Source organism: Cognaticolwellia mytili (genome assembly GCF_002104475.1).
Taxonomy (GTDB): Bacteria; Pseudomonadota; Gammaproteobacteria; order Enterobacterales; family Alteromonadaceae; genus Cognaticolwellia; species Cognaticolwellia mytili.
This window is the reverse complement of sequence record NZ_NBOF01000001.1, coordinates 1,039,544-1,064,412: the sequence shown is the minus strand read 5'-3', so window position 1 is coordinate 1,064,412 and position 24,869 is coordinate 1,039,544. Positions and strand designations below refer to the sequence as shown.

Sequence of the window (24,869 nt, the reverse complement as noted above, 5' to 3'; positions counted from 1 at the left end):
ATTATTCCCGCCGCATTCAACGAGTTGTGTTGAAAGCAACGATTGATGTGTGGAGTGGTAGTTCAGTTGGTTAGAATACCGGCCTGTCACGCCGGGGGTCGCGGGTTCGAGTCCCGTCCACTCCGCCAATTAATTCAAAGGTTATAAATCCTTTCAAAATTTACAGAAGCAAGAAGTGTGGAGTGGTAGTTCAGTTGGTTAGAATACCGGCCTGTCACGCCGGGGGTCGCGGGTTCGAGTCCCGTCCACTCCGCCAATTGTTTCAAAGGTTGTAAGCCCTTTCAAAACTTACAGAAGCAAGAAGTGTGGAGTGGTAGTTCAGTTGGTTAGAATACCGGCCTGTCACGCCGGGGGTCGCGGGTTCGAGTCCCGTCCACTCCGCCAATTGTTTCAAAGGTTATAAATCCTTTCAAAATTTATAGGAACAAGAAGTGTGGAGTGGTAGTTCAGTTGGTTAGAATACCGGCCTGTCACGCCGGGGGTCGCGGGTTCGAGTCCCGTCCACTCCGCCAATTGTTTCAAAGGTTGAGTCCTAAAACTCAAAAATAAATACGCGGAGTGGTAGTTCAGTTGGTTAGAATACCGGCCTGTCACGCCGGGGGTCGCGGGTTCGAGTCCCGTCCACTCCGCCAATTTATTTAATGCAAGTATACACCTACCTAAAATTTCAAAATATTTCTTATAATAATTAAATACCTACATAAACTATTTTTTTAGTTTTTATTAAGCAATTACTCTACAAAATCAAGCACGTAAACTTACAATGCATATCTTTGTTATCTAAAAAACATATCTAGTAACAAGCTGAATAGCGAATTCAGTTGTTCAGCTTTCTATTCGATAAACATAATGTATATATTGAATTTTCTTAGGCATAAACTCTATTAAATTGTGCCAAATGTAATAAGTTATTGATCAATTTTAAGCTAGGGTAAATGTTCAAGAACAAGCCGCTTGATTGATTAGGGCATGCATGCTCGTAAGTAGAATAATGCAGGCGAAATTATCGAGCAATAATAGCTATTAAGATTGAAATGGTATCAATTACGCGTATTTATTAGATCAGATAATGGGCTAGTAACGCTATCAGCACCGCATTCTATAACATGAGTATAAATTTGCGTTGTTTTAACGTCACTGTGGTCTAATTGTTCTTGGACTGTGCGAATATCGGCGCCTCGCTTTAGTAAATGTGTTGCGAAAGAGTGGCGTACAGCGTGGCAAGTAATATGTTTATCAAGACCTGCCTTTATTGAAGCAACTTTTATAGTTTTTCTAATCGCCATTTCATTAATATGATGGCGTCGAATAGCATTCACTTAAAAGTTGATACTTAGCCTTTTTGAAGGAATAGATAGTGCCACCCGAGCTCTTTCGTGCGTTAGGGTATTTTCTACTTAGTGCGAAAGGTAGTTCAAAAAGCGTTCAACTGCACTATTGTGACAATTATTTGGGTGTTTTTTATCAATAAATATAATATAGGCTTTAATCCAATATAAGTATAACTTGCTCGTTCTTTTAGCGTACTGCTTAGTCCACATATTTTCTTTAATATGTGACAGAAAGTCAGATTTCATTACTTTCTCTTTTATTTCTTTTTAACTGTTTATTTATACAGTTTGGCCGCATTCTCCTTTTCATTCGAGAAACCGAGAATTAGTCTCGCTTTCTCGAATGAAAAGGAGATTGAAATTAGATTAAGGTATTGAAGATAAAGCTAAATGTAAGTATATTAAAATGAAATTTTATATGTTTTTAGGACAGACACACTAAAAGAAAGCGTGATCTAATCCTACTAATAAGTTGTTATGTGTAAGGGATTATTAAATGTCTACAGCAGAAAGTAAAAAAGGAATGCATTGACCAAGCTTGTTTTGGTTTGGCACTGCAATAGTAAGCCTCACTTCTGGTATCTATCAATCAATGCCTTCTAGCATTCTGTTAGGACTTGGTTTTTGTTGCATGGGTTATTCTAGTCTTCGATTACTTCCTTCTGACTTTTTTACCAAGAAGGCTTCGTTTTCTGTAATGCCTGAGACTAGTTACCGTAAATTGGACTTAATTATTCAATTTGTTGGTTTTGTGTTCATAGTAATGGGACTCGTACTCCCAAATATTTACACATAACAAGCCACTCAAGCAGGACAAATAACAGTTGGTTTTGTTCGCTTCGCTCTCTATTATAACCAACTATTATTTGCCTCTTAGTGGGGCGTTATATGCCAACATAAGTTAGGAGTTAACTTTCTAGTGAGCAGAATCTATGAAGAAGAAATCGAAGGTAGAGAGTTCGATTGGTATGCAATCGATTCCGAGGGCAACTTCGGTTTATTTTCAACTGCTGGAGAAGGTTTTGTTCCTAAATATGTACTCGATATTTTCTCTAAACATGATGATATTTCGAATTCTTTAGAATCTCCTAACTGGGGGAGTTCAGATGTTTTCTTAGATTACAGTAAATTAGGCTTTTATGTTTTTGATTGGGATCTACCTAATGGGCCTTACAAAAAACAGTGTGAACCTCTAAATCAAATGGATAAACGACTTAAGTTGCGTTTATTAAAATTAACGGAATCAAGTAAATTAAATATCAACTTCAAAGAGTCTACTGTAGTTTTTGTAGAAAATGGCATATAACAAGCCACTCAAGCAGGACAAAAAACAGTTGGTTTTGCTCCTGCGTCGCTAATTTTAACCAACTATTTTTTGCCTCTTAGTGGGGCGTTATGTGCCTGTCGGAGATTTGAGTTGATATCGAAGAAAGAACGATTTTTTATTGTCTTGGTTATTGTTCTAGCAATAATGATCTTTGGCCTTTATTTTTCAGTTTTTAATGGAAGCTTATCTCCTGATTCATCAGACTGGGGGAGTTTTGGCAGCTATCTAGCAGGTGCTGTGACCTTCCCACTTAGTATTTTAAGTTTATACTTTCTCTACAAAACATACAGAAAAACCGAAGAAACATACCAACTGGAAATATTCAAAAAAGATCTTGAACTAGCTCATGAAGCAATTAGAGAAGCTTCAAATTTTATTGAAAGTTCTTTAAATCATACTATTAATGTTACAACTGAAAACTCAGAAATAGAAAAAATATCATTTCGTGATTTAAATTTTAATCCAGAGTATGCAAATACACTTCTTCTACAAGTTAACTCAAATAATATAATAAACGGTGCGTACAGAGCGTCAGTTGGAAAGCCTTGTCTTTGTTTATATGACTTTCTTTCTTCTGCTGAAAATAAATTTGGTGAAACAGAAACCATTAGATTCTACAAAATTAGGTATCAATGGATTATTAACCTCCACAATCAGTATAATTTAAATGTAATCCAAGGACCTAAGGGAAAGCCTTCACCTTCAGAAATTGAAAAATATTTTTATAGAGAATAGGCACATAACAAGTCATTAAAGCAGGACAAATAACAGTTGGCTTTTGCTCCTGCGTCGCTAATTTTAGCCAACAATTATTTGCCTCTTAATGAGGCGTTATATTACTTTCAAACATGGAGTGTTATTCCTTGAAAAAACTAGTCGTATTATTCTTATCTTTAAACCTAATTTCGTGTAGTGATGTTGGTATTAAAGAAGTAGCTTGGACAACTTCTGACGATGGTATTCATTTTTCTAATGAAAAATTCAAAATGAGTATTATTAAACCTAAAAGCTGGTATGCGCAAAATATCAAAGAGTTAGTCGCAATGCAGCATAAGGGCAAAGATATCATGTCAGGTGATGATGAAAACTTCGAAGCTATAGTTGATGCCTCGTTAAAGACATCGCTCCCATTATTTGGCTTCCATGAATTTACTCCGGGCACACCTACGGATAATAACTCTTCATTAATGGGAGTCGCCGAGAATATATCTGCACTGCCAGGTATAAAAAGTGGCTGTGATTATCTTTATCATGCTAAGCAATTAATAAAGCAAAGCCAAGTTCAAATGGAAATCGAGGATGAGTGCCTCAAGCAAGAAATAAATGGAGTAAATATATCTTATTTCAACAGTCAAATGGCTGTTGGAACCAACACCGTAAAGCAAAAGTATATGGCTTGTTTGTCAGGAGATTATGCCATTGCTGTTATTCGTACTGTTATAAATAAAGAAAATACATCTGAAATTGACGAAGTATTAAATACTTTAAAAGTTCAGTGTAATGCGTAATATAACAAGCTAATAAATAAGGACAAAAAACAGTTTGCTGTTTTCGTTCCTCAACATTTTAGCAAACAATTTTTTGCCCATTATTAGGGCGTTAGGCGTCAGGAGAACGTATGGTTGCTGTTAAAAGGATTCAAGCAGGTCAATACTCTGTATCTGATGGTCGCTTTATAATTAAAGACGGCTCAAGCTGGTACGTTCTAAATAATGAACAGCAACAGGATTTCGGTCCTTTACCAACATTAGCGGCAGCAAAAGAGTATGTTAATAGTGGTACAATTCCCGTAGGAGAGCATAATCTCGCTTCAAAGCATGGAAGACAGCAAAGTAAAAAAGAGTTTAATGCATACTTAGCGTCAGAAACTGAGAATGGTAATCCTGTTCCTGCAATTCTATATGTTCTGGCTATGGTTGCTATTTGTGTTTTCGTATTCGCTGTACGGGGTTATTAGCCACTGAACAGTTTGGTGGTCAGTCGCCTAACAAGGCAATTAAACGGAAAATTTACAGTTGGCTGTTTTTCGTTCCTCAAACATTTTAGCCAACAGTAATTTTCCGCTTATTGCGGCGTTAGCTTACCGCATAGAAAAGGAAGTTTTCATAGAAATGAATGATAGTAGCGTTAGAAATATTATATTCTCAGACATCAAAGAAAAAGATACAGGTAACTTTAAGGTTGTAGGTAAGGCTTATATATTTGAAAACGTTACATTTACAAGTACCACTGTACTAATTGATCATGACATAAAGACTCCATCAAGTAGCTCTGAGTACAAAAATGGAAAGAAAAATTCTTTCAAAGTAGCTGGCTATTTTGCAATGAACTTAGTTTCTGATTTGCTTAATCCCCAAAGCGAGAAAACTCCACCTTTAGAAATAGATATTTTTATGTTTAAGGACTGCATTTTCAAAGAAGATTTCTTTATTGATAGTCATTTAAAAGAGGTAAGTTTTGTAGGTTGTGAATTTGAAAAAAGAATTTATATAAATAGTATAAATAAAGGTGAATCTGAAAATTTGATAATTGAAAAATTATCATTTTTAAACACTAACTTTAAAGATAAATTCAAATTACATAACTCAACCCTATCAGATCTATGTATCCGAAACTGCAATTTTTCTAATAATGCAGATTTTTTTGGTTGCGAAATAAGCTCACTAGAAGCCGAAATAAAATTTCATTCAATAAATTTTAATAAAAGAACTTTATTCGGAGATGTTATTTTCAAATCAAAAGTTGATTTTAAATATGTAACATTTATGGGGTATGTACATTTTAGAAAAGCAACATTCTTAAATGGTATAGGTTTAGATTATTCAAATATAGAGAAGGAAGTAAACTTTTATAATATAAAGGGGCTCGAGTCAAAGGCGTCGGTGAATAATACATCTCAAGAAACTTATCGTATAATTAAACATCAATTAAAGTCAGTGGGTAATACGATCGATTCTAATAAATATCATTCATTAGAATTAAAGAAAAAGAAACATAACCTTAGCTTTTTTTCTTTAGACTATATAGTTTTTTTCTTACACGGACTATGCTCCAATCATTCACAAAGTTGGCTACGCCCTATAGCTGGAATTGTTATAATAGGTTGTTTGACATACTTTTTATTGCTTTTTTTCGGAGCATGCTGCAATGATAATAAATGGTACATTGAAGTATTTAAGTATTTTTCAATCATAAGTAATGAAGAGTGTTTTAAAAGTTCACCTGCAATCTTTTTATTCAATAAATTAACTTTAGGTTATTTATATTATCAATTCTTAACTGCTATACGTAAAGATACCAAAATGTAAGCTAACAAGAGCTTTAAACGGAACTAAAACAGTGGGTTAGGTTTCGCTTCGCTTCACATAATAACCCACTATTTTAGTCCGCTTAAGCTGGCGTTAGGCATATAAGGTGAACTAATGAGTTCAGGTGATAAAAATTTAGAGGATGAAGCCAATAGAGCTACGGATTTACTTAAAGGAAAGGTTGTCCAGCAAGTATTTCGACATAGGACTAAAGAAGTAGGAATACAGTTTACTGATGGAACTACAATTTTTATTGACCATCAACCAACCGAATTAGATATTTCCATTACTTAATAAATACAAATACAGCGGATGTATTTTGGGCTAAATGCCTAACAAGGCGCTCAAGAGGGAAAATTTACAGTTGGCTGTTTTCACTCCGTTCAACATTTTAGCCAACAATAAATTTCCCCTTAGCGGGGCGTTAGCATGCAAGATAAATCGTTGTGTTTTTATCTTTAAAATTCATCGTTTGTTCGCACAATTCCTAGCTCGTTGTAAGTAAGCTATGCACTGAATTTAAGCGGGGCGGCATACTTTCTAGCGGTTAAGTTTTTAAGCATGCTAAAGTCTCAAAAATCAGTTCACTTATTCAACGTAATCAATTACTTTAGGTGTCTATTTTAACAATAACGTTGTTTGCTAGGCTTGGCATGTTGCAATGCTAACAAGCAAATAAACAGGGACAAAAAACAGCAGGCTCTTTTTCGCTTCGCTCATTTTAGCCCACTATTTTTTGCCCGTTATTAGGGCGTTAGAGCTACAGGTAAATTATCTATATGTATCGAAAAAAATTTATAGCATTTATTGATATCCTTGGGTTTGGTTCTTTAGTTGAGCAAAGTGCCCAAATGCCAGATATAGCTAAGAGTATTCATGATGCTTTGGTTTCGATGAATCCTAGCTTACTTCAAGAAACCATGTACGGCTCCTTGAATGAAGAAAAAATTCCTAAAGAAGAGCTAGAAGAAGCAAAAGAAATTGCTGCTTTTATGGCTGCTAAATTAAGTCAGTTATCCCCTGTAACTATTTCATATTTCTCCGATAGCCTAGTTTTATCTGCCGAAGCTGATGATATTGTTGCATCCCAAACAATTTTAGAATTATTGGCAAAACTTAGTATAAAGTTATGGGATGAACACTCTTTATTAATACGTGGTGGTATTACACTGGGAGATTTAGTTCATGATGATAATGGGCCACTTTTTGGGCCAGCAATGAATCAAGCATACTTTTTAGAATCCAAAGAAGCAGTTAGCCCTAGAATTATATTCGACAAACATTGTATTGAGGCCTTTCGAAAAATTAAAACATTTGAGATTTTTGAGGCTTTAATTAATGAAGATGAAAAGTATTGTTATATGTCATTACCATCAAGTTTTAGATATATAACTACGTCTAGTACTTTAGCATTTTCAAGAAGTCTTCAGCTTGAAACTATAGAGAAAGCACAAGCAGGTATATCTAACAAAATTCAAGCGATAATTGACTCTAATCCCCCCTCGCGAGTTAAAGATAAATACCTTTGGCTTAAAAATGAAATGGGTGAAATGTAGCTCTAACAAGTTGCTTAAACGGACAAAAAACAGTTGGCTTTTGCTCGTTCCTCGCTAATTTTAGCCAACTATTTTATTGCCGCTTAGCAAAGCGTTATGTGACTATCGTATGGCAAAGTATAAAAATATCAAAAGTGTTATCCATAATTGGGCTGATTCATTTTTGAGTATCGAAAATCACAGTGAAAAATCATATTTTTCTCAGGTTCTGTTTGAGGCTGCAAATAGATATACCGCCAAGAAAATTGTTATTAATATTCTTACGTCTGATGTATCACCAAAAAAGGTTCTCACACCAAATGTTTCTGAATTTACAAAGTATTGCCCATGGAGCTTTGCAAAACTCTTAGCCTCACAGAATGTTGAGCCTTCGATGATTTCCTCCGCAAGATTAGAGGTAGAGTATGATTTTGATGCACCAATGGGTGATACAACAGGTTATTTCTTCTCTAACCCTGAATCAGCTCCTCAAGCTATTAAATATAAAGCAACTGCTATTGCCATCGACAATCGTGGAGTTGAGCATTCGGCAAATGTAAAAGAATGGTGGCGGAGTTAAAGTCACATAACAAGCTGTTAAACAAGGACAAAATACAGTTGGCTTTTGCTCCTTCGTCGCTTATTCTAGCCAACTATATTATTGCCTGTTAACAGGGCGTTATGTATCTAGGGTGAAATATTGAAGTTCTGTGTTTGGATTTTACTTTTAATGCTTTTCTTCGGGTTAGGTCTTCTAAAGTTGAATCAGGATGAAATCTCCAGATTTGAACTAATACAAGTAACTGGCTCAATTGAGTCTGTTAGCTGTAACTCGGGAAGTAAGGACGGCTCGCCAACTGTAGTGTTAAAAAACGAAGGTGGCATTTCGTCTTACAAGGTATTGGAAGAGTTCTCACTGAGAACCAATTGCGACGAAGAAATGCAAAAATTAATCGGTGGTTCCGTAATAGTTTCTGTTTTGCCTAGCGAGGCTAACTTTGCCATGGCATATGAGTTTACTCTTGATGGAACTAGGATTTATTCATTGGAAGATGTTGTATCCTCGGATAAAGAAACCGCTTATGCACTATTTTTAGTTGCTTTAGTAATGCTTGTTTCATTATTTTTCAACCGGAAAAAAGATACATAACAAGCAATTAAAGCGGGACTTTTTACAGTTTGCTCGGTTCCGCTTCGCTTCACAACTTTAGCAAACTAATAAAAAGCCCCTTAACGTGGGCGTTATGCATCTATATGAAATCTGAAACCTATACTCAATATCACAACTTGTTTTCTAATGAAGTACATCAAGCCACTGGAAGTTATGTAATTTGGAAAGTATTGCAAAATATGCCTTCAGATGACCCTGAGCTGTTAAGTGCTATGAATCAGACACCTAATAGTTGGATTTTTTTGCGCCATTCCATGATGCTTAGCTTAATCATGACACTTGGTAGAATCTTTGACATTGATGGAGATACTATTTCTATTGATGATCTTATAAAAAGCTGTATTTCCGATATCCATCTATTTTCAAAAGATTCACTTCGCGCTAGGAAATTAAAAGGTTCAGGAAATGCTAATGAATGGATTGATGACTACATGGCTAAAGTATACGAACCCACACAAAAAGATTTTCAAATTTTACGTGGTGATATAGCTAAGTTTAGAAGTGTTTACCAAGATGTGTTCCAACCTATTAGACACAATATATTCGCTCATTCAAATAAAGAATACGCAGAAAAAACGGACGAATTGTGGGCAGCTACTAAAAAGGTAAATATCGAAGATTTGTTGAATTTTTTAGTAGATTTTGATGCAACTATTCACGAAGTTTTTAATAATGGAAAACAGCCCATATTAAAAAATAGAGTAATTGATGAAAACTGGTTTGAAAAAGATATCTCTTTGCTTTTAAATAAGTTTAAAATCGGCTGCAATGCATAACAAGCTGTTCAAGCGGGACAAAATACAGTTGGCTGTTTTCGTTCCTCAACATTTTAGCCAACTAAATTTTGCCCCTTAACAGGGCGTTATGTGTTTTTCATATTGGGCACGTAAGTTTTCTAATCAATTTTCACAAAGGAAGTAATCGGTGAGTTTAATAACGGATAATGAAATAAAGAGTATTGTTAAAAAACATATGAGTTTTGCTATTTTCTTAGTAGTTGTGCCAATTGTTTTCATACAATTAATTGCATATTTTTCGGGTGATGCTCAATTGGATAATTTATTGTTTTATATTGCCCCTATTTCTTCTGTTGGTGCATGCGGGTATTTCATCCAACGTGTACTAATCGATATAAATGCAAGTAGAGCAGTAAACACATAACAAGGGTTTTCAAGTCGGACAAATTACAGTTGGCTTTTTGTTCGTGCCTCACTTATTTTAGCCAACAGCAATTTGCCGCTTAAAACGGCGTTAGGTATTACAAGGAGGTACAGTGGATACATCAGTATTAGAAAACACTGCAGAATCAAAAATAGCACATGAACTTCAAAAAAATGGTTTGCTTGTAGCCAAACCCTACTTTGACCAAAATGGTACAGACTTACTAGCATTCATGAATATGAGTGACGGTGTTAAGTTTTGTAGAATTCAAAGTAAAGGCAGGAGCGTACCGAAGGGTAAGAGTAACAATATTCATATTCCTCAAAACTATGTTTCACATGGTTTTATCGTATTTCTTTATTTAGATTTTGGTGACAGCACCGATGAACTCTATATGTTTCTTTCATCTGATCTTGAAACTTGGAAAATAAATAAAAAAAATGAATATGTCTTATCTCTAACAAATAGTAATGTAAGGTCAAAATTAGAGAAATATGTATTCAATTCCTCCAAAGTTACTTTAATAAAAACAATAATAGAAAATGCTGAAACAAACGGTGAGTTTAACAAGTTAATTTATGCTCAAATTACTGAAACATTCTCTTCCTTTACTGAGTCATGTTCAGTTGTGGTAGATAGTAATACCTAACAAGAATTTCAAGCGGGACTGCTAACAGTTTGCTCGGTTTCGCTTCGCTACACATTTTAGCAAACTATTTTCAGCCCCTTAAATGGGCGTTAGGTTTAAAGGGAGTTAAGCTGTATGTTCTGGCAAATATCATTTTGGATACTTGTTGTTATTTTAGTTTTACCATTTCCATTTAAAGTTTTTGGATATATCAAAGGCTCTGACGATAGTACGTTAAGTGTAAAGATAGAAGAGTCTGCTAATGCCATTTTCATGTCTGTTGGTTTAGTCGCTTTTTATGGTTATATAAATAATCAAATATATTTATCTCCAATATTTTGGCAAGCGTGGTTATTAATAGGTGTACTGTGGTCAATTGTTGCAATTTTTTGGTCACCTAAATTAGCTTATGCAACGGAAATAATGGGAAAAAATAAAATGCGCATTGCTGCTGGTATTAGCTGTGTTTTATATATTCCGTTATTTTTAGCTGTTTACTTCTATGCATTTTAAACCTAACAAGGGTTTTCAAGTCGGACAAATTACAGTTGGCTTTTTGTTCGTGCCTCACCTCTTTTAGCCAACTGCAATTTGCCGCTTAAAACGGCGTTAGCTATTCAATCAAGGATGTGTATGTACTCTAAATTTTTAACTGTTTTTGCCTTAATATTTTCATTTCATTCAGTTGCCGGTATTTCAATCAAAGCGGTGAATAACTCAGATGATGAATTAAAAATTAAATATGAACTTGAATCACTTCAAAAAACTTATGATTTATCACCTTGGATTATTACTGATAGTATCGAAGTTGATGAAAAAGCAAGAACTCCTCGAAGCCATCCTGTGCTAACAATGAGTACTCAGGAGGAATACCTCAATAGCAACACTAAACTGCTTTCATCATTTCTACATGAACAATTCCATTGGCATGTAATTAAAAATGGTCGTGGAAGTAAATCTGAGTTTAGAGCAGCTATAAAGGCTGAATTTCCAAATGTACAATTTGAACGTCCATTTGGGAGTGGTACCGAAGGTGGTACGCTTAGTCATATAATTGTTTGCTATCTAGAATATACTGTACTTTCAGAGCTTATTGGCAAAGAAAGTGCGAGTAAAAATATATCTACAAACGAATATTATACGTGGGTGTATCAAACTATTCTTAATCCTATAAACCACAACAAACTAGACAAACTTGTTCAAAAATTTGGTTTAGGGTTTGGTGGTAAGAATAGCTAACAAGTCACTCAAAAGGACAAATAACAGTTGGTTTTTGCTCCTTCGTCGCTTATTTTAACCAACTATTATTTGCCTCTTAGTGGGGCGTTAGGTTTTATGAGTGTGAATATGGATATTAATACGATACATTTAGAAAAAAACATTGAAAGATTTCATAAGGCGTCTATTTCTCTCGCTGAGAAGGCGTCAGGTGTAATGGAAAGTGATTTGAAATTTTTCCCGATTATTATTGGGAAAAGCCCAAAGTTCATGGGAATTACTTCTCCTAATGGCAAAAGGGATCCTGAATATTTCACCCCCTTCATTGTTAATGCTTCATTTACTTTGGAAATGTTAATAAAAGCTATTATTTTCTATGAAGGGAACGGTTGGCAAACTGGACATGATTTAATTGCACTTTATCAAATGATAAGTACTAAATCTAAGAAAAAGGCTAACACATTACTTAAAAAATATTTTAGTGATAATCAGTACTACAAGGGCGTCCTTGAGCAAATAAATAAGGAATTTGATTTGAAAATAAAATTTAATATGGCTGACATACTCCATGCATCTTCAAGTGCATTTGAGTCATGGAGGTACGCTTTTGATAATCAGAAAACTAACTCTAGTTTTATTGGTTATGGTGAAGCGTATCTAGCTTTATCAAAAGTAAAGAACGCAATATTGGAAAATAAAACCTAACAAGAACTTCAAACGGAAAAAATACAGTTGGCTGTTTCACTCCGTTCACATTATAGCCAACTGTATTTTTCCGCTTAAGTAAGGCGTTATGTATTTAGGAGAGGGCATGGAATTCATCACAGAATATAGGGGAGTTGCTGAGTTTATTTACTTCCTATCAGGGCCATTAATGCTGGGTGGTTTAGTTATTGCTATCTTTCAATTAAGACAATTAAAAAATGATTCAAATGTGAAGATATCAAGAGAATCGATGATTAATTCCTTAAGTATTCTAGAAAGAAAGCGAGGTGAAATCACGAAATCACATATGAAAGCATTTTCTAATGAAGGATATGCGACTATTCCTAAATTTGATGGTGATGAAAAAGCCCTTTGTAGGGAAAGCTCAAAGTGCTCAAAGGAATGGGAAGATAGCTTTCGAAATTCAACTATATTTTTCTATTTAGTTGTAGAAAGTTTAAATCATCTAGAGGTGTTATCACAATATATATTGTCAGGTGTTTTAGATGAAGAAAAGTGTTATGAGTTAGAAGGTAGCTCTTTGCTGAATTACCTCACAGACTTTCAACCATATTTTTCAGTCCTCAGACCAAACTCTGAATCAAAGGTTTATACGAACCTAGTAACTCTTTACAAATTATGGAAAGAAAAATCTGAGCATGATTTACTTACTAGTGAACATAGTAAAATACAGTCAAAATTAAGCGTTAGCCAAAGACCACACGCATTAAAAATCATTGGAAAATAAATACATAACAAGAAAATCAACAAGGACACGTAACAGTTGGCTACGTTTCGCTTCGCTACACAATTTTAGCCAACCATTACTTAGCCTGTTATTTGGGCGTTAGGCATACAATCAAGGATGGTGATAATTTGAAATTTATAAGTGTTTTTCTAATTTCTATTTTTTTGAGCGGCTGTTCCACAACAAAGGTGTATTTGTATAAACGATATTTATCCGATGATGATGTTCTTTTAATTACTCAAAAACTCGAAGAAATGGATTATGAAGTTGAAAATAATACTCTGGCTTTTCCTGATGAAATTCAAAATTCTACAATACTCTATTCCCCTTTTATTGAAGGTAAAGGTAGCCTAGATCATTTTATAAGCGTAATCGCCAAGCTTGGATGGTCTGATGCTGATGTACAGCCACTTTTTAAAGGTAATCACTGGTATTCAAAAAACAGCATTGGTTTATTTTTGATTCCTGAAGGGGTGGAGCAAAGTGATAAAGTGCTCAGCCAAGATTTGGTTAATCAATATACAAGTGACAAATGTGATCACTCTGCCAAGCTTAGACTCAATCGAGATAACACTTATCAAATATCCTACAAAAATGATCCTAATAATAAAACCGAACATAAAATGGGGAAGTGGGAGTTAACTGGTTACCCATATATTCAATTAACTTCATCAAATGGTGATTGGACATTTTATTTAGAAATCCATAATAACATTATCACCGATTTAATAGGTAGGGTAGAGTTGCTAGAGCTAAAACCATTAAGCTCACATCATGTTTATCCGAGTTGCAATTTTGTTTACGGGGTAAGAATGTAATCGAGGAAAAGTATGCCTAACAAACTAATTAATAAGGACAAAAAACAGTTGGCTGTTTTCGTTCCTCAACATTTTAGCCAACAATATTTTGCCCATTATTAGGGCGTTAGGCTTTTCTTTAGTTAGGAGTATAAATGGACGTTGAAATAATTAATTTTCCTAAAACAAAAGTTGCGGTTGTTGAACATCACGGTTCGCCTATGCTTGAAAATAATTCCATCATGAAACTTGTCGAATGGCGTAAAGAAAACAAACTACCACCTTCGGAACTTCATCGTAGCTATGGGGTTCATTACAATGATCCTAATATAGTTTCACCATCAGATTATCGCGTAGATTTATGTGTTTCTGTTGAACATGAAATTGCCGAAAATACCTATGGAGTTGTTGCTAAAACAATTCCAGCTCTACGTTGCGCAAAAGTTCGTCATTTAGGATCACGTGAAAATATGACTACAGCGAGAGACTTATATAAAGAGTGGTTACCTAAAAGTGGTGAAACACTTACTGATTTCCCCATTTTTTTTCATTATGTTAATGTTGGTCCTCAAATTAAAGAATCGGATATGATCACAGATGTGTATCTTCCAATACTGTAATCTAGTTCAGCGTACAAAAGCCTAACAAGGGTTTTCAAGTCGGACAAATTACAGTTGGCTTTTTGTTCGTGCCTCACTTATTTTAGCCAACTGCAATTTGCCGCTTAAAACGGCGTTATAAGCCTAAATAAGGTTGTGCATGAACGAACAAGAAAAAATGGCCAATTTTGCAAAAAATATAACTAAAGCAAAAGCAGAAGATTTAGTTTTAATTGCAAAATATACGCGTAACAGAAAAAAATCTAACATAATTCAGGTATTCATATCTTCAGCGATCGCAACAATGGCCGGTGCCGCAATATTTGCATCTTATTTGTTTCCAGAACTTGAAAAAATACCAGTCGCTATAATTTCAATATGCATTGGGGTTATAACTGTTTCTTTATCATTTTGGCAAAGAAAAAAAGAGGATATAAAAACGTTAAGACGTTTTCTGAGAGAAAATGATAATCCAACGGAAGACGACTTAGAAGTCGCTGAAGAGTTCAGAAAAGAAATAATTGAAGCTTTTGAATCGGAGGACAAATAATGTTTCCGACGATTTCAAATATGTTTATTTATGTTGCAATAACTTTTGCAATTATTTTTATTATCTATTCACTATCAGTATCTAAAAAGCTACCAATCTTGACTGATATTTTTTCAATAATGCTCGCGGCAGCAGCTGGTTATACAGGAATTGAGTTATGCTATTTTGTTTTAGAAGGCACCAAAGCTCTTGGTGACTATGAAGATCAAAAGTTAGTAATAATACTTGGTGGTATAAGCGTTTTTTGGGTCTCTTTAACCACAGTTCTTAATTCTGTTAAAGGGTTACATCAAACAGCAGAGTAAAGTGTAAACGGCATATAACAAGAATTTCAAGCGGGACTGCTAACAGTTTGCTCGGTTCCGCTTCACTTCACTATTTTAGCAAACTATTATCAGCTCCTTAAATGGGCGTTAGGTATTTTTCATATAGAGGTGCTAGATTGAATAATCCATTTCATTTATCTTTTGTTGTTCCTAACCTACGGTTAGCAGAAGAGTTTTATGTTAATTTTCTTGGTTGTAAAAAAGGTCGAGATACTGGTAAATGGATAGACATCATCTTTTTTGGTCATCAACTAACTCTGCACCAAGAAACAGAAAAGATGAAGGCACAATCCATAGATCATTTTGGTGTCATTTTAGAAAAAACTGAATGGTTATCTATCGTGAAAAAAATAGAAAATAAAAGCATCGCCTTTGTCCTTCCGCCGAATGAAAAAATAAATAATGATAATAGTGAGTCAGGTAAATTCATTATCAACGATCCTGCAAGTAACAGGCTAGAGTTTAAGTTTTATCAAAAATCACCTGCTGAATATGAATTAGAAGTAGATTGAAAATGGAGAGTGTCCATTTTATCGGGGGAAGATCATTCGTAACAGTTTGCTCGGTTCCACTTCGTTTCACATTTAAGCAAACAATTACTCACCGCTTAATGCGGCGTTAGCATACTTAAGGATGATTGATGTTTCCGATAGAAGTTTGGATTACATATACACTAGCGTGTTTACTTTTGGTTATATCACCGGGCCCAGATAATATTTTGGCTATTGGTCGCGGTTTAAGCCAAGGTAAGCTTGCTGCGTGTTTCTCTGGAGTAGCGTCTGGAATGGGGATTTTATTTCATATATTAACTGCTACATTTGGACTTACATTATTAATACAAACTTCAGAGTTAGCTTTTATCATTGTAAAGTTAATCGGTGCTGGATACTTAATTTGGTTAGGCATCAAAGTACTAAGCTCTCGAAGCCTTATAAACCTAACTCCAACTGAAAAACAACCACTTATTAGTATCTTAACAACTGGATTCTTATCTGCTGCACTCAACCCGAAACCTGGGATATTTGTGCTTGCATTTATTCCACAATTTGTTAATCCTGAACTCGGATCAGTCACAACTCAAATGATTGTATATGGCATTTGGTTTGCTTTGTTAACGGCAGTAGGCTTCGCGTTAATGGGAGTTTTTGCATCACGCTTAGCTGGCTGGCTTCATGAAAAACCTAAAGTTATAAATGGCTTAAATATTGGGGCGGGTTTAACCTTTATAACATCAGGTTTAGCAGTAGCAGCATTAAAACAACAATAGTGTACGCGTATGCTAACAAGCTGTTAAACAAGGACAAAAAACAGTTGGTTTTTGCTCCTTCGTCGCTTATTTTAACCAATTACATTATTCTCTGTTAACAGGGCGTTAGCAGTTTAAGGAAATTATGAAGTTTGTAGCACTTTTCATTCACTCATTACTTTGGTTAATGTTGGCTGCTTCGCCAACAATAGCAGGGCTTATAATTGGCTTTATTCTAAGTGCACAGGCCGGTGACTTATATAACCTTATCATACCCTTATGTGGCTTTGCAGGTTTTATTATTGGGGGGCTTTGGGCTGAGAGAATTCGTAAAACAATAGGCTTAGCTGCATTTTTTGGTAGATTATCTGGAATTTCAAACCCTAAGAGGTAGTTTTAAACAGCTAACAAGCAAATAAAGCGAAACTGCTAACAGTTTGCTCGGTTTCGCTTCGCTTCACATTATAGCAAACTATTAATCAGCCTCATATTTGGGCGTTAGGTTTTTTATCACTATAGAGTTCACAAAAGGATTTATGCATGCGGTTATTAACGTTATTACTCTTAATTATTTTAGTTGCGTTACCTGAAACATCAGCGTCCGATGAAATTAGCATCGGTGAAAATTTCACAATACATTCAGATATTATTGGTGAAGATAGACCTATTTCCGTTTATGTACCTAAAGGAGTAACTGAAGATGACTCGTTATACGTTATCTATCTACTTGATAGTGAACATCACTTTCATACTGTTACTGGTATTGTCCAATCTTTAGTCGACTATGAACAAATACCAAAGACGATGGTCGTTGGGATTCAAACAACAAATCGACCTCGTGACTATTTACCTGCAATCAATGGTGAGCCTAAAACGGAGTTTCAAACTTTCGTTAAGTCTAAATGGCCTAAGTCAGGACAAGATAACTTTCTAAAATTCCTTAGTGACGAGTTATTTCCATTTATTGATAAAAAATACGCTACATACCCACATAGAACCATTATAGGTCATTCCAATGCCGGAACATTGGCGCTATCAGCCTTATTTGAAGAACCTAAGCTTTTTAATAACTATTTATCAATAAGTGCAAATGGGTGGTGGAGTTATGATGAGATAATTCAAAATTCAAAAAAACTCACATTAGCTAAACGTAAAAAACAGAAACTTTTTATTACGGTTGCAGGTGAAGGTAGTCGTTTTTATACCGGCACATTAGAGTTATTAACCAACATGGAAAGAAATAAGCCAGCTAATTTGGATTGGAAATTTGAACACTATCCAGAGCGTACCCACATGAGTGGTATTCTCCCCGCGGTAAGCAATGGTTTAGAGTACCTATATTCTGACATTAATTTTAAAGTTACGCCTGAGTTAGCTATGTATGCTGATGCTTCAGTGCTTAAGAATTACTACGCTACATTATCCAAACAGTTTGGTTTCACTATTTCAGTTCCAGTTGATATTTACGTGGAGTTTGCTGAACAACAACAAATAAACCAACGACCAGTCGAAGCTATTTTTACACTAGAGCAATTTGTACAAGATTACCCCGACTATTCTTATGCTCACATGAGGCTGGCACAAGGTTATGAAAAGGCTAGCAAGCATGAAAAATCACATAGTAGTTTTGTTAAGGCACTCAATTTAGCAAAACAACAAAAGCGTGAGGCTCATATTATAGATGCTCTACAAGATATGGTTAATGAGTCTAAGTCAAAACTAGAGTCATAAAAACCTAACAAGAAAATAAATCAGGACAAATAATAGTTGTTTTTGCTCCTGTGTCGATTATTTTAACCAACTGATATTTAACTATTGTTTGAGCGTTAGCTTACTGAAAAATTATGAGTATACGAGAAGCACAAGTCGAAGATACTGCTGAAATAAGAGATTTAATTATTAAAGCAGTTGAGCCAGAACTTAACCCAGATTTTGATGAAGAAGGTATCAAGCTATTTTATAAACCCAATGACTTATCATCTATAAAAAGCAGAATTCTAAATAAAGATTATTTGACGTTATGCTTTATTAAAGATAAAAAAATTGCCGGATTAATTACTATCCATGTGAATGAAAAGATCGATCAACTTTTTGTAGCTCCTTCTTATAGAAACTTGAAAATATCTAAAAAATTATGGGAAGAAGCAAAAAGCATTTGTTTTAATAAAGGAAATAGGAACGGCTACTGGGTTAAATCATCAACTGTTGCTGTTCCAATTTATGAGAGTTTTGGTTTTCGATTAGATGGTGAACGCCAGAAAAAAAATGGAATAATTTATTATCCTATGGTATCTGTTCAGTGAAAACGTAAGTTAACAAGCCACTCAAGCAGGAAAAATAACAGTTGGTTGGTTTCGCTTCACTTCACATTTTAGCCAACTATAATTTTCCGCTTATTGCGGCGTTATAGGTTTATTGCTCACTGAACTTTACATAGCATCAATCTTACGGATTAAAACGATGAATATTAAAAAAACTTTACTACTAGCATTTAACTTTATATCTATTTGTGGAATATTCTCTATGCCTGCTCAAGCTGACGTACATAAAATATCACTAATGGGCACTATTTATATGGTGACTTTACATACTGATAACTATCAAAAAATGAAAGAGTTTTATAAAAATAAACTTGAGATGAGCATCGTTAATGAAGTTGGAGAATTTATAGAATTCCGTACGAAAGGAATGCGCTTATCTATATCAAGTAAGTCAAACCTTAATTCATTTATTCCAACAAAATCATTACAAGACAAAAGGTCAGGATCAGGGGTTGGAGTTGGTTTTAAATATAAAAGTAGTAAAGACGTTGATTTAACATACGAGAAGTTATTAAAACTTGGTGTAAAGTTTGTTGCAAAACCAGCACGACAACCATGGGGGGAGTACACTGCATTCTTCTCTGACCCTGATGGCAATGTTCATGAATTAGTTTCAGATAATTAAACCTATAACAAGTAATTTAAAAGGACTAAAAACAGCGGGCTGTTCGCTCTGCTTCACATTTTGGTCAACAATTTAGCGCCGCTTAGTAAGGCGTTAGCAGTACAATAATCATATCAACTAATGGAGTATATTTTCATGGTTCAGAAAAGAGGTAAGCCTCAGTTAAAAGAATCAGATGACAATCTAGATCTTCTTCGGATGCAAACGGAAGTTGCACTTATAGATTCAATGACAAAATCAAAAACATTAACAATTATGGTAATTGTTAGTGTTCTTGCATTTTCTGGTTTTGCGTACTTTTTATATAGAATGGCTGGCATGCAATAATCAACGTAATGCGCTGCTAACTTGGTGTTAAAGCGAAAGGTCAATTTTCGATCAATTTGATATTTATATTCTTGCCCCTATATCAATAGTTGTAATTACAACAGCAATTAATTCATGGAGATATATTGTGAGTGTAGAAATAATGTCAATGTTTCAACCTTCATTAAAAAACCTAGCGAAAGCCGAAGAAAGAAAATTGGATCAAAATGAAAATGGCGACGATTCAAAGAAAAGAGCTGAATTAGATAAAATAATTAAAGAAGGTCTTTCACCTAATAGCTTTAAAAAAGAAATAAAGTCAGATGATGGTTCGCTATAACAAGGCGCGCAAATGGAAGAATAGTGTTGGCTTTTTTCACTCCGTTCAACAGTTTAGCCAACAAAATTCTCCGCTTAAGCGGGCGTTATGTGTCTAAAGAATTTGCACTTATCTAATGGTTAAGGGTCAATAAATGAGTTTTTATTTCAGAATTTTCTGGTTTTTAATTTTATTAGCAGTTGCAGGGTGTTCGTCTACCACTATGCAAAAAGCACCTCTCTGTGACGCATATGCTAATCGTTATTTGAACGTTAATGAGGCTCGTGCTGCTGGATTACTTGATGCAGAGTTTGGAGCGACGTATTGCCCAGACTACAAGATGCATCCGAGCTGGGATACAGACAAAGACGGAGTCAACGATTGCGAATCAGAGGGAAGCTGTGGGCCACACCTTGACTACATGTCTGCGCGCCCAGGATAGTTGCTAGACATATGAATCGCCTTAAGCACACTCTATGAATTAACAATGCCAAGCTGCAACATAACAAGTGACTATGGTGTCAAACCTTAATAATTAATTCATTTTAGGATCCCAATAGACACCATCTCTCATCATCGAATTGAGTGTGATCACGAGCTTCCTAATACAGGCTATTATCGCTACTTTTTTGGATTTTCCTACGGCGACTAGCTGATGATAAATCACTTTAAATTTTTGGGGTGCATTGAATGGCTGACATCATTGCCATGTGCATGGCCGCTCTTATTTGTGAATGTTCACCAGGTATCATACGCTTACCTTTATACGAGCCATTTTTTCGGTTGAAAGAAGCTACACCGACCAACGATGCCGCTTCTTTATTGTTGATATAACCAAGCTCAGGTATTTTACTGATTAAGTTGAATGCGACGACTTTTCCTACTCCAAACATGCTCTGAATAGTGTCATTTTTAATTTTATACTCCTCGCAGCTTTCGATGAGTTTGTGTAATTTATTGTCTATTTTTTTTAGCTGATTTTTCAGTGCAGTAAGCATAGGCTTGATGGATGACGTAATTTCTTTTGGTCATAATAAGCCTTCACCCAGAAGGAGTATCGTACCGAAAAACCAGCCCACTCCTCGAAGGCTTGCCTTAAAAAGGCAGGGCAACTATACCACCAATGTGCCTATATTTTTTTGATACTATTTTCAATAACCGGTGTAATACCCACATATTTCTGCACCGGTATAACGTTCTTTATTGTGCCCAAAAGCGACTAATAAATGCGGTGCTAGTTGCGGACCTGCACTAGGTAAACTATCAAAAGTAGCCTTGTTATCTTGTTTCTTGTATCGCTGCTTTATTTAACCTTCAATCCCCATCAGCAACACTTTGAATTGGTATTTATTTGTATCAACACCGGTTTTAATACTTTGATTTATATTTATATTCATAATAAGCTAACTCATACTTGCAAAATTCGGGTTTGAGACCCAGTAGACTATTCGAGTGTTATGTTTGGTGTTCTTTGTCGCATTTGTTCTCGTTATCGGTCTATTACCCAAAAAGGGGATTAAAAAGTAATTTAGATGGATATATTATCCATACAAGCTGTTAAAGAAAGATAAAAGTAGCCAACTTTTTCTCCTTCGTCGCTAATTTTAGCCAGCGGCAATTTGCTACTTAAAACGGTCTTATAAATATTTCATAAAACGGAGTTTGTAATGAGAAAAGAGTTTCAATTCAGAGTTAAAAATCACACAATTAAAATAGTTAATACTTGGACACACGGAGCAAAACTATATGTGGATGGTGACCTGCGAGATCAAGATTCGAGTTTTCTAGCTAATGGAAAAGTAGCTCTTCTATCTGCAAAGCTTGGAGAGCATGGAGTTTTAGAGGTTAATCCAATATCAGGTTTAATGAGTGTGGAAATGGATGTATATTTAACTTTAAACCATTCAAAGCAACAAGTTTATAGTTCCTATAAACGCTTGAGTTTAACTGAACAAAGAACAGCATAGTAAACTTATAACAAGGGTTTTCAAATCGGGCAAATTACAGGTGACTTTATTCGAGCCTCTGTTATTTTAGCCAACTGTAATTTGCCGCTTAAAATGGCATTAGAGCTAAAGGAGATAGCTTTGAATAAATCATACTTTTTACTACCACTTGCACTTTTTGTGACTTCTTGTGCGCCAACAACTAAAGTTGACAAAACTAAAATTGATTACCTCGACTTATCAGGTAAAGAACAAGTTAAACTTGCTGAAGAGTACTGGCGTGTTGTAAAAAGAATTGAACCAAGATATCCCGTTTCAGCTGCAAAAAATAATATATCGGGTTGCGTTGATTTGATTGTTGGCATTGATCAAAATGGAAAAGCTACAGGGTACAAGGTTCGCTCATCGTATCCTAAAGGTGTATTTGATAATAATGCCGCCGCCGCGCTAGTTGAATGGAAGTGGAAAGTTACAGATAAAAATAAGAACAGTACGCCAGTTTTAACTTCTATTCGAATGGATTTTTCGACTAGCAGAAACCCAACGGAAGCGAAGTACTTGGAAAATTGTCCTAAACATGAAGTTTAGCGCTAACAAAAACTTTAAGCGGGACAAATGACTGTTGGCTGTTTCGCTACACATTTTAGCAAGGTGTTATCTGCACAGATATATTGCGGTATATTTCAATCTATAAGGAAATTAAAATGAAAAATATAATCAAATTAAGCCTATTTACTTTAGGCACGTTAGCTTCAAACCTTACAATTGCCAATGAAATTTCTCCAGACTTTCTTAAAAAAGAAATAGCATTGGCTCATACTCAATACTTAAAAGGTACATCTGATAGCGGGCTTTATGCACTTAAAGCGCTAGCTAGGATCTTAGAGTCAGATAATTCTAGTGCTTTACAATCTGAAGTGGGGCCAAATAGTTTATCATTTACTTATCTTAGAATTGGGTTATTACACGAGAGTTTGGGGGATCTATCGAAAGCAGGAGCATATTTTGATAAGGCGATAAATCTTTACAAAGATAAGCATGTTGGAATATCTCAATTAAAAGCCTTTGTTGCGCGTTTGGATGAAATGAGCAGTTAAAAAGCGCTTTAAACGAAAAAGATACCACTGGCTATTTTCACGTTGCTTAACATTTTAACTAACTATATTTTTATGCTTAAATAGGTGTAATGTTTTTCTCACGGTACGGTAAGTTGAAAAAGGTTTTAGTATTAATCTCATTAGTATGCTTATTCGTTGTTTATCAATATGGAAGAAGTTTATGGCATCCGGTAGTGATTAAATTTACGGGTAAAAAAACTGTAGCTGAGGTTATAAAAAAACTAGAGTTAACAGTTTCACAAGAATTATCTTCTTTATTTCTTTCTAAAGCTATAAGCTTTCCTCCTAAAAACCTTTCTCTAATTGCTTTTAAAGACACAAAAGAGTTGGAAGTTTGGGCTTCAAACGAAGATAAAATATTTAAATTCATAACTCGTTATAATGTTAAAGCAGCAAGTGGCATTTTAGGACCCAAATTGGTTGAAGGTGACAAACAAGTGCCAGAAGGTATCTATAAAATTGAGGGTTTCAATCCTAATAGTGCTTACCACTTATCCATGAAGCTAAATTATCCAAATGCTTTTGATTTACAACATGCAATAAATGAAGGGAGAACTTCTCCTGGTACTAATATTTTTATTCATGGTCGTTCTGCTTCTATAGGTTGTTTAGCTATGGGTGACACTGTAATAGAGAACTTATTTTATCTAGTGCATACTACAGGTTTATCTAATACTCGAGTAATTATCTCGCCTACTAATCCATCGTTAAGTGAGCTTAGTATCCCAAATGGCTCTCCTATATGGGTTGCGGAGCTATACAAAGATATAGTAAATGAATATAGTATGGTTACTAAAAACATTACAAGTCATTAAATCAGGACAAAAACCCGTTAGTTCTTTGCTTTTTCGTCGCTTATTTTAGCCAACAATTTTTGCCTCTTAATGAGGTGCTGTAATAGTGTCTGAGCTGTGCAATTAGAATAGTGTCATCTTGTTGTTTATGAACGGTCCGATGTTTATCGTTTATGCGTCATGACCAATAACTTCTTGTGGAGTTCTTTTAACGTATTTAATTAATGAGTTAACAACATGGTCGGTCAATCTATATGAAGTATTTTTTTATTCTATTTTCTTTTCTTTTTTCTTCACTCACGTTTTCTACTGAATTAGAAAGCTTTGATGATTTTATAACTGATTTTTATGCTAGTTTTAGCTCACGGCAGCTGCAGAAAATATCAGAACAACACTTCCATCCTAATGTTCAATTCATTTTTGGTAACCATGTTATGGTTCCAGGAAATAGCAAAAAAGTAGAGTCTATTTTGGCATCAATTATTAAGGCTTTAGAGGAAGACGGCTATCAAAAGTCAGTAATTCGTGATATTTCAAAAACACAATCAGGTTCAAACTTTGTTGTCGCTACCGTATTTTTTGATCGTATTAAAACTAATAGTGAACAATTAGATAGTATGTGTAGCACATATTCAGCAGTAAATTTGAACGGGGAGTGGAAGATTTTAACTTGGTTACCAAGTAAACCCAAAACTGAGACGAGTTGCTTTTAAAGTTACCATACAAACTGCTTAAAACGGCCTTGAGAAGGCAATAATGCTTAAATATACACAATTTCAAAGATATGATT

35 protein-coding genes, 5 tRNA genes and 1 pseudogene are annotated in these 24,869 nt (G+C 34.9%); 38 read left to right on the top strand and 3 right to left on the bottom strand.

Annotated features, from left to right (window positions below):
- Positions 1-51: 51 nt before the first annotated feature.
- The 5 genes from B7C41_RS04760 (at position 52) to B7C41_RS04740 (ending at position 632) form a co-directional block, all read left to right on the top strand.
- A tRNA-Asp gene (locus tag B7C41_RS04760) sits at positions 52-128 on the top strand.
- Between the two features lie 51 nt (positions 129-179).
- Positions 180-256, top strand: a tRNA-Asp gene (locus B7C41_RS04755).
- Between the two features lie 51 nt (positions 257-307).
- Positions 308-384 (top strand) — tRNA-Asp (locus tag B7C41_RS04750).
- A 51-nt stretch (positions 385-435) separates the two neighbouring features.
- Positions 436-512: transfer RNA gene (locus B7C41_RS04745), tRNA-Asp, on the top strand.
- 43 nt (positions 513-555) lie between these two features.
- A tRNA-Asp gene (locus B7C41_RS04740) sits at positions 556-632 on the top strand.
- A gap of 408 nt (positions 633-1,040) precedes the next feature.
- On the opposite strand, the gene B7C41_RS20580 is transcribed toward B7C41_RS04740, so the two are convergent.
- Both B7C41_RS20580 and B7C41_RS20575 read right to left on the bottom strand, forming a co-directional pair.
- Positions 1,041-1,319 (bottom strand): tyrosine-type recombinase/integrase, encoded by a 279-nt coding sequence (locus B7C41_RS20580; RefSeq protein WP_328590762.1) that lies wholly within the window; start codon positions 1,317-1,319, stop codon positions 1,041-1,043.
- Between the two features lie 78 nt (positions 1,320-1,397).
- Positions 1,398-1,577, bottom strand: a complete 180-nt coding sequence (locus B7C41_RS20575; protein ID WP_328590761.1) for a phage integrase N-terminal SAM-like domain-containing protein — start codon at positions 1,575-1,577, stop codon at positions 1,398-1,400.
- 673 nt (positions 1,578-2,250) lie between these two features.
- Between B7C41_RS20575 and B7C41_RS04730 the strand changes: the two genes are divergently transcribed.
- From B7C41_RS04730 to B7C41_RS04595, 28 genes are all read left to right on the top strand, one after another.
- Complete coding sequence (locus tag B7C41_RS04730) at positions 2,251-2,637, top strand: hypothetical protein (protein ID WP_085297609.1); 387 nt, start codon at positions 2,251-2,253, stop codon at positions 2,635-2,637.
- 111 nt (positions 2,638-2,748) lie between these two features.
- Complete coding sequence (locus tag B7C41_RS04725) at positions 2,749-3,393, top strand: hypothetical protein (RefSeq protein WP_085297608.1); 645 nt, start codon at positions 2,749-2,751, stop codon at positions 3,391-3,393.
- Between the two features lie 128 nt (positions 3,394-3,521).
- Positions 3,522-4,166: a hypothetical protein gene (locus tag B7C41_RS04720; protein WP_085297607.1), complete on the top strand. Its 645-nt coding sequence runs from the start codon at positions 3,522-3,524 to the stop codon at positions 4,164-4,166.
- 110 nt (positions 4,167-4,276) lie between these two features.
- On the top strand, positions 4,277-4,615 hold the full coding sequence (locus B7C41_RS04715; RefSeq protein ID WP_085297606.1) for a DUF4339 domain-containing protein: 339 nt from the start codon (positions 4,277-4,279) through the stop codon (positions 4,613-4,615).
- 58 nt (positions 4,616-4,673) lie between these two features.
- Positions 4,674-5,966, top strand: coding sequence for a hypothetical protein (locus B7C41_RS04710; RefSeq protein WP_085297605.1), 1,293 nt, complete (start codon positions 4,674-4,676; stop codon positions 5,964-5,966).
- Between the two features lie 114 nt (positions 5,967-6,080).
- Positions 6,081-6,260 (top strand): hypothetical protein, encoded by a 180-nt coding sequence (locus tag B7C41_RS04705; protein ID WP_085297604.1) that lies wholly within the window; start codon positions 6,081-6,083, stop codon positions 6,258-6,260.
- Positions 6,261-6,745: 485 nt separating this feature from the next.
- Positions 6,746-7,522, top strand: a complete 777-nt coding sequence (locus tag B7C41_RS04700) for a hypothetical protein (RefSeq protein ID WP_085297603.1) — start codon at positions 6,746-6,748, stop codon at positions 7,520-7,522.
- Between the two features lie 109 nt (positions 7,523-7,631).
- Positions 7,632-8,081 (top strand): hypothetical protein, encoded by a 450-nt coding sequence (locus tag B7C41_RS04695; RefSeq protein WP_085297602.1) that lies wholly within the window; start codon positions 7,632-7,634, stop codon positions 8,079-8,081.
- Between the two features lie 180 nt (positions 8,082-8,261).
- Positions 8,262-8,651 (top strand): hypothetical protein, encoded by a 390-nt coding sequence (locus tag B7C41_RS04690; protein WP_143764285.1) that lies wholly within the window; start codon positions 8,262-8,264, stop codon positions 8,649-8,651.
- Positions 8,652-8,755: 104 nt separating this feature from the next.
- The gene (locus B7C41_RS04685) at positions 8,756-9,448 is read left to right on the top strand and encodes an AbiU2 domain-containing protein (RefSeq protein ID WP_085297600.1); all 693 of its coding nucleotides are present in this window, start codon (positions 8,756-8,758) and stop codon (positions 9,446-9,448) included.
- A 148-nt stretch (positions 9,449-9,596) separates the two neighbouring features.
- Complete coding sequence (locus B7C41_RS04680) at positions 9,597-9,833, top strand: hypothetical protein (RefSeq protein WP_085297599.1); 237 nt, start codon at positions 9,597-9,599, stop codon at positions 9,831-9,833.
- A gap of 112 nt (positions 9,834-9,945) precedes the next feature.
- A complete protein-coding gene (locus tag B7C41_RS04675; protein WP_211279484.1) occupies positions 9,946-10,482 on the top strand; it encodes a hypothetical protein in 537 nt (178 codons plus the stop codon).
- Positions 10,483-10,596: 114 nt separating this feature from the next.
- Complete coding sequence (locus B7C41_RS04670; protein WP_085297598.1) at positions 10,597-10,974, top strand: hypothetical protein; 378 nt, start codon at positions 10,597-10,599, stop codon at positions 10,972-10,974.
- 120 nt (positions 10,975-11,094) lie between these two features.
- Positions 11,095-11,700, top strand: coding sequence for a hypothetical protein (locus tag B7C41_RS04665; protein WP_085297597.1), 606 nt, complete (start codon positions 11,095-11,097; stop codon positions 11,698-11,700).
- A 27-nt stretch (positions 11,701-11,727) separates the two neighbouring features.
- A complete protein-coding gene (locus tag B7C41_RS04660; protein WP_143764284.1) occupies positions 11,728-12,384 on the top strand; it encodes a hypothetical protein in 657 nt (218 codons plus the stop codon).
- Between the two features lie 106 nt (positions 12,385-12,490).
- Positions 12,491-13,132, top strand: coding sequence for a DUF4760 domain-containing protein (locus tag B7C41_RS04655; RefSeq protein ID WP_085297595.1), 642 nt, complete (start codon positions 12,491-12,493; stop codon positions 13,130-13,132).
- A gap of 128 nt (positions 13,133-13,260) precedes the next feature.
- Complete coding sequence (locus B7C41_RS04650) at positions 13,261-13,950, top strand: hypothetical protein (protein WP_085297712.1); 690 nt, start codon at positions 13,261-13,263, stop codon at positions 13,948-13,950.
- A gap of 134 nt (positions 13,951-14,084) precedes the next feature.
- Positions 14,085-14,549, top strand: coding sequence for an AraC family transcriptional regulator (locus B7C41_RS04645; RefSeq protein ID WP_085297594.1), 465 nt, complete (start codon positions 14,085-14,087; stop codon positions 14,547-14,549).
- Between the two features lie 139 nt (positions 14,550-14,688).
- On the top strand, positions 14,689-15,078 hold the full coding sequence (locus tag B7C41_RS04640; protein WP_085297593.1) for a hypothetical protein: 390 nt from the start codon (positions 14,689-14,691) through the stop codon (positions 15,076-15,078).
- Entirely contained in the window at positions 15,078-15,383 is a 306-nt protein-coding gene (locus B7C41_RS04635) for a hypothetical protein (RefSeq protein ID WP_085297592.1), read from the top strand. Before B7C41_RS04640 ends, B7C41_RS04635 begins: the two co-directional genes overlap by 1 nt.
- Positions 15,384-15,520: 137 nt before the next feature.
- Entirely contained in the window at positions 15,521-15,916 is a 396-nt protein-coding gene (locus B7C41_RS04630) for a dioxygenase (protein WP_143764282.1), read from the top strand.
- 128 nt (positions 15,917-16,044) lie between these two features.
- Positions 16,045-16,671, top strand: coding sequence for a LysE family translocator (locus B7C41_RS04625; protein WP_085297590.1), 627 nt, complete (start codon positions 16,045-16,047; stop codon positions 16,669-16,671).
- 124 nt (positions 16,672-16,795) lie between these two features.
- Positions 16,796-17,044: a hypothetical protein gene (locus tag B7C41_RS04620; protein ID WP_085297589.1), complete on the top strand. Its 249-nt coding sequence runs from the start codon at positions 16,796-16,798 to the stop codon at positions 17,042-17,044.
- A gap of 146 nt (positions 17,045-17,190) precedes the next feature.
- Entirely contained in the window at positions 17,191-18,381 is a 1,191-nt protein-coding gene (locus B7C41_RS04615; RefSeq protein ID WP_085297588.1) for an alpha/beta hydrolase, read from the top strand.
- 113 nt (positions 18,382-18,494) lie between these two features.
- Positions 18,495-18,953 (top strand): GNAT family N-acetyltransferase, encoded by a 459-nt coding sequence (locus tag B7C41_RS04610; RefSeq protein WP_085297587.1) that lies wholly within the window; start codon positions 18,495-18,497, stop codon positions 18,951-18,953.
- Positions 18,954-19,110: 157 nt separating this feature from the next.
- Complete coding sequence (locus B7C41_RS04605) at positions 19,111-19,596, top strand: VOC family protein (protein WP_085297586.1); 486 nt, start codon at positions 19,111-19,113, stop codon at positions 19,594-19,596.
- Positions 19,597-19,731: 135 nt separating this feature from the next.
- Entirely contained in the window at positions 19,732-19,923 is a 192-nt protein-coding gene (locus tag B7C41_RS04600) for a hypothetical protein (protein WP_085297585.1), read from the top strand.
- Between the two features lie 127 nt (positions 19,924-20,050).
- Positions 20,051-20,242 (top strand): hypothetical protein, encoded by a 192-nt coding sequence (locus B7C41_RS04595; RefSeq protein WP_085297584.1) that lies wholly within the window; start codon positions 20,051-20,053, stop codon positions 20,240-20,242.
- Positions 20,243-20,756: 514 nt separating this feature from the next.
- Here B7C41_RS04595 and B7C41_RS04585 read toward each other — a convergent pair.
- Positions 20,757-21,249 (bottom strand): annotated as a pseudogene (locus tag B7C41_RS04585) (transposase); the annotation flags it as partial.
- 639 nt (positions 21,250-21,888) lie between these two features.
- Between B7C41_RS04585 and B7C41_RS04580 the strand changes: the two are divergent.
- The 5 genes from B7C41_RS04580 to B7C41_RS04555 all read left to right on the top strand — a co-directional run bounded on the left by B7C41_RS04580 (position 21,889) and on the right by B7C41_RS04555 (position 24,792).
- Positions 21,889-22,188 carry a hypothetical protein gene (locus tag B7C41_RS04580; protein ID WP_085297582.1) on the top strand — a complete coding sequence of 100 codons (300 nt, stop codon included), beginning with the start codon at positions 21,889-21,891 and terminating at the stop codon, positions 22,186-22,188.
- Between the two features lie 120 nt (positions 22,189-22,308).
- On the top strand, positions 22,309-22,755 hold the full coding sequence (locus B7C41_RS04575; RefSeq protein ID WP_235839594.1) for an energy transducer TonB: 447 nt from the start codon (positions 22,309-22,311) through the stop codon (positions 22,753-22,755).
- A 116-nt stretch (positions 22,756-22,871) separates the two neighbouring features.
- Positions 22,872-23,264 (top strand): hypothetical protein, encoded by a 393-nt coding sequence (locus B7C41_RS04570; protein ID WP_085297581.1) that lies wholly within the window; start codon positions 22,872-22,874, stop codon positions 23,262-23,264.
- A 113-nt stretch (positions 23,265-23,377) separates the two neighbouring features.
- On the top strand, positions 23,378-24,100 hold the full coding sequence (locus tag B7C41_RS04565) for a L,D-transpeptidase family protein (protein WP_085297710.1): 723 nt from the start codon (positions 23,378-23,380) through the stop codon (positions 24,098-24,100).
- Between the two features lie 233 nt (positions 24,101-24,333).
- Positions 24,334-24,792, top strand: a complete 459-nt coding sequence (locus B7C41_RS04555) for a hypothetical protein (RefSeq protein ID WP_085297580.1) — start codon at positions 24,334-24,336, stop codon at positions 24,790-24,792.
- The last annotated feature ends 77 nt before the right edge of the window (positions 24,793-24,869 follow it).

Bases quoted from the DNA above. Each gene is read 5' to 3' on its own strand.
- B7C41_RS20575 (WP_328590761.1), bottom strand. From the start codon at position 1,577: ATGAAATCTGACTTTCTGTCACATATTAAAGAAAATATGTGGACTAAG.
- B7C41_RS04715 (WP_085297606.1), top strand. From the start codon at position 4,277: ATGGTTGCTGTTAAAAGGATTCAAGCAGGTCAATACTCTGTATCTGAT.
- B7C41_RS04705 (WP_085297604.1), top strand. From the start codon at position 6,081: ATGAGTTCAGGTGATAAAAATTTAGAGGATGAAGCCAATAGAGCTACG.
- B7C41_RS04700 (WP_085297603.1), top strand. From the start codon at position 6,746: ATGTATCGAAAAAAATTTATAGCATTTATTGATATCCTTGGGTTTGGT.
- B7C41_RS04695 (WP_085297602.1), top strand. From the start codon at position 7,632: ATGGCAAAGTATAAAAATATCAAAAGTGTTATCCATAATTGGGCTGAT.
- B7C41_RS04685 (WP_085297600.1), top strand. From the start codon at position 8,756: ATGAAATCTGAAACCTATACTCAATATCACAACTTGTTTTCTAATGAA.
- B7C41_RS04670 (WP_085297598.1), top strand. From the start codon at position 10,597: ATGTTCTGGCAAATATCATTTTGGATACTTGTTGTTATTTTAGTTTTA.
- B7C41_RS04665 (WP_085297597.1), top strand. From the start codon at position 11,095: ATGTACTCTAAATTTTTAACTGTTTTTGCCTTAATATTTTCATTTCAT.
- B7C41_RS04655 (WP_085297595.1), top strand. From the start codon at position 12,491: ATGGAATTCATCACAGAATATAGGGGAGTTGCTGAGTTTATTTACTTC.
- B7C41_RS04645 (WP_085297594.1), top strand. From the start codon at position 14,085: ATGGACGTTGAAATAATTAATTTTCCTAAAACAAAAGTTGCGGTTGTT.
- B7C41_RS04640 (WP_085297593.1), top strand. From the start codon at position 14,689: ATGAACGAACAAGAAAAAATGGCCAATTTTGCAAAAAATATAACTAAA.
- B7C41_RS04635 (WP_085297592.1), top strand. From the start codon at position 15,078: ATGTTTCCGACGATTTCAAATATGTTTATTTATGTTGCAATAACTTTT.
- B7C41_RS04625 (WP_085297590.1), top strand. From the start codon at position 16,045: ATGTTTCCGATAGAAGTTTGGATTACATATACACTAGCGTGTTTACTT.
- B7C41_RS04620 (WP_085297589.1), top strand. From the start codon at position 16,796: ATGAAGTTTGTAGCACTTTTCATTCACTCATTACTTTGGTTAATGTTG.
- B7C41_RS04615 (WP_085297588.1), top strand. From the start codon at position 17,191: ATGCGGTTATTAACGTTATTACTCTTAATTATTTTAGTTGCGTTACCT.
- B7C41_RS04610 (WP_085297587.1), top strand. From the start codon at position 18,495: ATGAGTATACGAGAAGCACAAGTCGAAGATACTGCTGAAATAAGAGAT.
- B7C41_RS04605 (WP_085297586.1), top strand. From the start codon at position 19,111: ATGAATATTAAAAAAACTTTACTACTAGCATTTAACTTTATATCTATT.
- B7C41_RS04600 (WP_085297585.1), top strand. From the start codon at position 19,732: ATGGTTCAGAAAAGAGGTAAGCCTCAGTTAAAAGAATCAGATGACAAT.
- B7C41_RS04580 (WP_085297582.1), top strand. From the start codon at position 21,889: ATGAGAAAAGAGTTTCAATTCAGAGTTAAAAATCACACAATTAAAATA.
- B7C41_RS04570 (WP_085297581.1), top strand. From the start codon at position 22,872: ATGAAAAATATAATCAAATTAAGCCTATTTACTTTAGGCACGTTAGCT.
- B7C41_RS04555 (WP_085297580.1), top strand. From the start codon at position 24,334: ATGAAGTATTTTTTTATTCTATTTTCTTTTCTTTTTTCTTCACTCACG.